A 5,969-nucleotide genomic window follows, 5' to 3' on the forward strand; every position below is an offset into this window, starting at 1 on the left:
GGTCGGGAGCGGGGTGGGGATCAGGTGCGGCGGAGCATGCGGTAGGTGGCGATGCCGCCGGTGCCGAGGGCGGCGAGGAAGACCAGCCAGACCACCGCGCTGCTCACGCCCATGCTGGGGGCGGTGTTGGCGGACGCGGCGGCGAGCAGCCCGTCGTCGCCCGGTGCGGGGAGCGCGGCCGGCGGCAGCTCGGGCCAGCGGACCAGGCCGGTGCTCTCCAGCATCTGCATGTGGTGCATGACGAACTTGTTGGCGTCCTCGGCGAGCTTGCGGATGATCGGGTCGCGGGTGCTGGCCCGCACCGCCCCGATCACCGGGAAGATCTTGCCGTGGGCGACCCGGAGCCGGGTGACGAAGATCTGGTCGAAGCGGGCGCCGCGGGCGTTCTGCATCTCCGTCAGCCAGCCCTTCTGCTCCGCCGTCGGCTCGGTCGGGATGGCCGCACCCAGCTTGTTGGCCGCCTCCACGGTGAGCCGGTCCAACTCCTCGTGCTCGCTGGCGATGCCGGCGCCGATCTCACGGACGATCGGCGACTGCCCCTTCTCGGCGGCCATCTGCCCGGCCGGCATCTCCCACAGCCCCGCCAGCCGTACGCCGTTGAGCAAGGCGGCGTCGGCGGCGTTGAGCTGCTGGCCGACCGGGGCGGCGACGGCGGCGCCGGGCAGCACTCCCAACCCGGCGGCGATCGTGATGAGCAGCACGGCCACTCGACGGGTCCGGTGCCCCTGCCGGCGACGGGCGGATCTGAGCGGTGCCATGTCTGCGGTGCCTCCTCGGTCCGGACCGAACGCGTCTGGAGCGGGCAGCCACACCCGTCGGCCGCCCGTCCGCCTCCTGGTACGGATTGACTGCCCGATCAGTTCAGCGGCAACCGCGGGAAGCGCCGGCGGCCGCTACCGGCTGACCGCCATGAAGACGCCGAGCAGCAGCAGGGTGAGCGCGGCGACCGCGAAGACCACCAGGAGTTCGCGCCGCCCCTGCCCGCCGGCCGGGACGGTGCCGACAGGGCTGGCCGGGGCGGGCAGGTCGCGGGTCAGTGCGGCCAGGTCGCCGATCGTCCGGGCTGCCCAGACGGCGCCGACGCGTTCGGAGAACTCGTCCAGCGTCAGCCGGCCCGCCGCGGTGTGCCGTTGCAGGTCGGCGACCACCCGGTGGCGGTCGTCGTCGGAGGCGCGCAGCTGGACGTCCACGTGCGACAGGTTACGCAGGAACCGCCGCCGGCGGGTCCGCCGGCCGGCCCATGTGGCGGGCCGGGGGCCGTGTCCGCCGGCCGGCCGACGTGGTGGGTCGCTGCCGTGTCCGCCGGCCGGCCGACGTGGTGGGCCGGTGCCGCGGGGCGGGTCAGCCGGCGTCGAGCGGGTCGGCGAGCAGCCGTTCGAAGGCCAGCTCCGCCGCGCCGACCAGCGCGGCGTCCTCACCGAGTTTCGGGGTGCGTAGCCGGACGTGCTCCAGACAGGCGGGCAGCGCGATCGCGTGCAGCCGGCTGCGCACCTGGGCCGCCGCGGCGAGGTAGAGGTCGCGCATCGTGCCGCCGAAAATGACCATCTCCGGGTTGAAGATGTTCACCAGGTTCGCCACCCCGAACCCCAGCCAGTCGCCGGCCTGGCGGACCGCCGTCTGGGCCCGGGCGTCGCCCCGGTCGGCGGCGTCGAAGACAGCCAGCAACGCGTCCCGGCCCCGGGCGTCCGAGCGGCCGGCCGCCCGGAGCAGGCCGTGCTCGCCGATCTCGGTTTCCCAGCAGCCCCGCGAACCGCACTCGCAGCGGGCGCCGTCCGGGACGACCACCATGTGCCCGACCTCGCCGCTGTAGCCGCCGTGCCCGGTCAGCCGCCGGCCACCGGCGATGATCCCGGCGCCCACCCCCACGTCGCCGTAGAGGTAGATGACGTTGTCGCAGCCGGCCGCCGCGCCTCGGGCGTGTTCGGCGAAGGCCGCCACGTCGGCCACGTTGCCGACCGCGATCGGCACGTCGATGCCGAGTTCGGCGCTGAGCGCCGTGCCGATCGGCTCGTCCACCCAGCCGGTGGTGGGGCCGAGCCGCACCAGCCCGTCGTCGCGGCGGACCATGCCGCAGACCGCGATCCCGGCGCCGACGCAGAGCGAGCCCGCCGGGACCACCTGCTGCATCTCCTTGACCGCACCGGCCAGCAGCGGCGCGGCCTCCGCGGCGGTCAGGCCCCGGGGCCGGTCCAGCTCCCGCCGGTCGAGCACCGCGCCGCCGAGCCCGACCCGCGCGGCCCGCAGCCGGTCCACCTCGATGCTGTACGCGTACGCGTAGACCCGCGCCGACTCGGGCCGGACGACCAGTGAGGGTCGCCCGGCCCGGCCGGTCTCCTTCGGCGCTCCCTCGCTGACCAGCCCGGCGCCGGCCAGGTCGGCGGTCAGCGCGCCGATGGTGCTGCGGTTCAACCCGAGCGTGGTGGTCAGCTCCGCCCGGGAGGTGGCGCCGTGCACGTGCACGTACCGCAGCAACGCGCCCAGGTTCTGCCGGCGGATCTCGTCCTGGCTGGGTCCTGCGCGCATCGCTCTCGTCGGCTTTCGGGTGGTACGGGCGGTCAGCGGCTGCCGGTCGCCGTGGACCGGCGCCGGGAGAAGGCGTCCACGCTCGCGGCGAGCAGCAGCACCACGCCGGTCACCACGTACTTCACGCCCGAGCTGTATCCCATCAGACCCATCCCGTTGTCGATGACCGCGACCACCGCGCCACCGAGCACCGCGTCGAGCACCCGGCCCTTGCCGCCGAAGAGGCTGGTGCCGCCGATCACCGCCGCGCCGACGGCGTAGAGCAGGACGTTACTGCCGCCCGTGTTCGGGTCCACCGAGTTGGCCCGGCTGGCCGCCACGATGCCGCCGACCGCCGCCATCGAGGAGCAGATCATGAAGACCGAGATGCGGATCCGGTCGACGTTGATGCCGGCCCGGCGGGCGGCCTCTTTGTTGCCGCCGACGGCGTAGATGTGCCGGCCGTAGCTGGTGCGCTGGAGCACGAAGGTCCAGAGGACCAGCAGCGCCGCGATGATCGGCACCACGATCGGCACGCCCTTGAGCGAGACGACCAGCACGTTGCGGCTGCGCTCCAGGTTGAGGATGAACACCGCGACGCCGAGGATCAGCGCCAGCCCGGCGATCCGCGCGAACACCACCGTGACGGGGTCGGTGACCAGCCCCCGGGCGGAGCGGTTGCGGTGCCGCAGCAGCTGCACGGCGGCGTAGCCGGCGACCGCCACGGTGGCCAGCAGCCAGCCGAGGGTCGGGGCGAGGTTCCGGTTGGCGATCGCCACCAGCACGTCGTCGCGCACCGAGATGTTCGTGCCCTCCTTCATGAGCATCAGCACGATGCCCTGGAAGGCGAGGAAGCCGGCGAGGGTGACCACGAAGGACGGGATGCCGATCTTCGCGACCAGGAAGCCGAGCGCGGTGCCGATCACCACGCCGGTGGCGACCGCGGCGAGCACCGCGACGTACCAGGGGTAGCCGAGCACGGTCACCACGTTGGCCAGTACCGCGGCGCAGACGCCGCTGGCGAAGCCGGCGGAAAGGTCGATCTCGCCGAGCAGCAGGACGAAGACCAGGCCCATGGCGATCAGGGTGACCGCCGCGCCCTGGGTGAAGAGGTTGGCGAAGTTGCCGGCGGTGAGGAACGACGGCCGCATGATCGAGAAGACCGTGCAGAGCACGACCAGCCCCAGTACGGCCGGCAGGGCACCGATGTCGCCGCCGCGGACCCGGCCTACGTAGTTGCGGACGTGGCTGCCGAGGGTGGGGCGTGCTGTCACCGCGGCCGGCCCTTCCTTCTGCACGACGGTGGTGGTCATCGGACGCCTCCTGAAGTGCTGCCGGCCGGCTCCGCGCCGTGACCGTTGCCGCCGTTGCCCGAGTCGGTGGCGAGCCCGAGCGCGCCGGAGCGACCCGCGGTGATCAGCTCGACCACCTGGGCGTGGGTGATGTCGGTGGTCTTCACCTGGGCGACCATCTGGCCGAGGTAGAGCGCGGCGATCCGGTCGGAGACGGCGAAGACGTCGTTCATGTTGTGCGAGATGAGGACCACGGCCAAGCCGTTGTCGGCCAGCCGGCGGACCAGTTCGAGCACCTGCGCGGTCTGCGCGACACCGAGCGCGGCGGTGGGCTCGTCGAGGATGACCAGCTTGCTGTTCCAGAGCACCGCCTTGGCGATGGCCACCGTCTGGCGCTGGCCGCCGGAGAGGCTGGACACGTGCTGGCGCAGCGACTTCACCGTACGGACGGAGAGCCCGGCCAGGGTCTCCGCGGCCATCTGCTCCATGGTGGGCTCGTCGAGCACCAGGCCGCTGCGCTTCTCCCGACCGAGGAACATGTTCTGCACGATGTCGAGGTTGTCGCAGAGCGCGAGGTCCTGGTAGACGACCTCGATGCCGAGCGCGGCGGCGTCGCGGGGACTGTTGATGGTCACCGGCCGGCCGTCGAAGAGGAATTCACCGGCGTCGGTGGGGTAGATGCCGCTAATGCACTTGACCAGGGTGGACTTGCCGGCGCCGTTGTCGCCGACCAGCGCGGTCACCTCACCGGGGTGGGCGGCGAAGGCGACGTCACGCAGGACCTGGACGGGACCGAAGCTCTTGTCGATCCCGCGTAGCTCCAGCAGGGGGGTCGCGGACACGGGGTTCTCCTTTGTTGCGGAGGGGAGATCTCGGAGCCCGTCCGGTGGCGGCACGCCGCCCGGCACGGGAGCTCCGTGCCGGGCGGCGCCGCCTCGGCGGGTTACGGCGTCGGTCAGCTGATGCCGGCGTCGGTGCAGAGCTGGGCGTACGCCCCGGTGCAGACCTCGTCCTTGGTGACGAAGCCGTCGGCGATTACGTCCTTGACGTTCTCCTTGTAGATCGCCTTCGGGGTGAGCAGCACGGCGTCGACGTCACGGCCGCCCTCGGGGTCCTTGACCGTCTGGCCGGTCTCCTTCTTCTCGCCCTTGGCGAGGGCGATGGCCAGGTCGGCCGCAGCCTTCGCCTCCTCCTTGATCGCCTTGTAGACGGTCATGCACTGGTCACCGGCGAGGATGTTCTGCAGGCCCTGCGGGGTGGCGTCCTGGCCGGTCACCGGGACCTTGCCGTTGAGCTTGTTCTTCTTCAGCACGGAGATGGCCGCGTTGCCCAGCCCGTCGTTCGCGGCGAGCACGCCGTCGATCTTGCCGCCGGTCTGGGTCAGCATCTGCTCGAAGATCGTCGCGGCCTGGGCGTTGTCCCAGTCCGGCACGGCCTGGTCCGGGCCCTTGGTGTACTCCTTCGAGTCGAACTTCGGCTTGAGCACCGAGTCGTACCCGTTCTTGAACAGGGTGGCGTTGTTATCGGTCGGGGAGCCGTTCAGGTAGGCGACGACCGGGTTCTTCACGCCCTTGTCGGTCAGGCACTTGCTCAGGCCCTCGCCCTGGAGCTTGCCGACGGCCTCGTTGTCGAAGCTGACGTAGTACTGCGCCGAGCCGCCGAGGGTGAGCCGGTCGTAGTCGATGGTGGCCACACCCTGCGACTTGGCCTTGTCCAGCACGGCCTTGCCGGTGCCGGAGTCCAGGTTGACGATCATCAGGGCGGTGACGCCATTGGTGATCATCTGGTCGGCGATGGTCTGAAACTGGGTCTTGTCGCCCTGGGCGTTCTGGATGTCGTACTGGACGCCGGCGGCCTTGAACGCCTCCTCCAGGAACTTGCGGTCCGCGCCCTCCCAACGGGCGGAGGACTTGCTGTCCGGAAGGATCACGCCGATCTTCGGAGTCTTGTCGCTGCCGGCCTGGTCGCCGCCGGAGTTGTCGCCGCAGGCGGCCATGCTGCCGGTGGCCAGCAGGCCCACGGCGGCGAAGGTGAGGAGCCCCTTACGCATGTGCAGGGTCCTTTCGGGGTGGGGGAAGGGTGTTGTTTTGTTGTGCCCGGCAACGTATTTCGCGCTCCACCCCCAGTGCAAGAGTGCCGAGGTCACGAGTTTGTTGGCAGCGGTAACAATTCAGC

The 5,969-nt window shown here is 71.4% G+C and carries 6 protein-coding genes; all 6 read right to left on the reverse strand.

Features of this window, described 5'->3' with window-relative positions; all coding sequences use genetic code 11:
* Positions 1 to 20 precede the first annotated feature (20 nt).
* Positions 21 to 758, reverse strand: coding sequence for a DUF4142 domain-containing protein (locus tag C1I99_RS28255; protein WP_111137250.1), 738 nt, complete (start codon positions 756 to 758; stop codon positions 21 to 23).
* A 135-nt stretch (positions 759 to 893) separates the two neighbouring features.
* A complete protein-coding gene (locus tag C1I99_RS28260) occupies positions 894 to 1,190 on the reverse strand; it encodes a DUF1707 SHOCT-like domain-containing protein (protein WP_111137251.1) in 297 nt (98 codons plus the stop codon).
* A gap of 151 nt (positions 1,191 to 1,341) precedes the next feature.
* Positions 1,342 to 2,523, reverse strand: a complete 1,182-nt coding sequence (locus tag C1I99_RS28265) for an ROK family protein (protein WP_111137252.1) — start codon at positions 2,521 to 2,523, stop codon at positions 1,342 to 1,344.
* A 32-nt stretch (positions 2,524 to 2,555) separates the two neighbouring features.
* Positions 2,556 to 3,815, reverse strand: coding sequence for a sugar ABC transporter permease (locus C1I99_RS28270; protein WP_111137253.1), 1,260 nt, complete (start codon positions 3,813 to 3,815; stop codon positions 2,556 to 2,558).
* Entirely contained in the window at positions 3,812 to 4,636 is an 825-nt protein-coding gene (locus C1I99_RS28275; RefSeq protein ID WP_111137254.1) for an ATP-binding cassette domain-containing protein, read from the reverse strand. Before C1I99_RS28275 ends, C1I99_RS28270 begins: the two co-directional genes overlap by 4 nt.
* A 113-nt stretch (positions 4,637 to 4,749) precedes the next feature.
* On the reverse strand, positions 4,750 to 5,844 hold the full coding sequence (locus C1I99_RS28280) for a sugar ABC transporter substrate-binding protein (RefSeq protein ID WP_111137255.1): 1,095 nt from the start codon (positions 5,842 to 5,844) through the stop codon (positions 4,750 to 4,752).
* Positions 5,845 to 5,969 lie beyond the last annotated feature (125 nt).

The organism is Micromonospora deserti (genome assembly GCF_003236335.1).
Lineage (GTDB): Bacteria > Actinomycetota > Actinomycetes > Mycobacteriales > Micromonosporaceae > Micromonospora > Micromonospora deserti.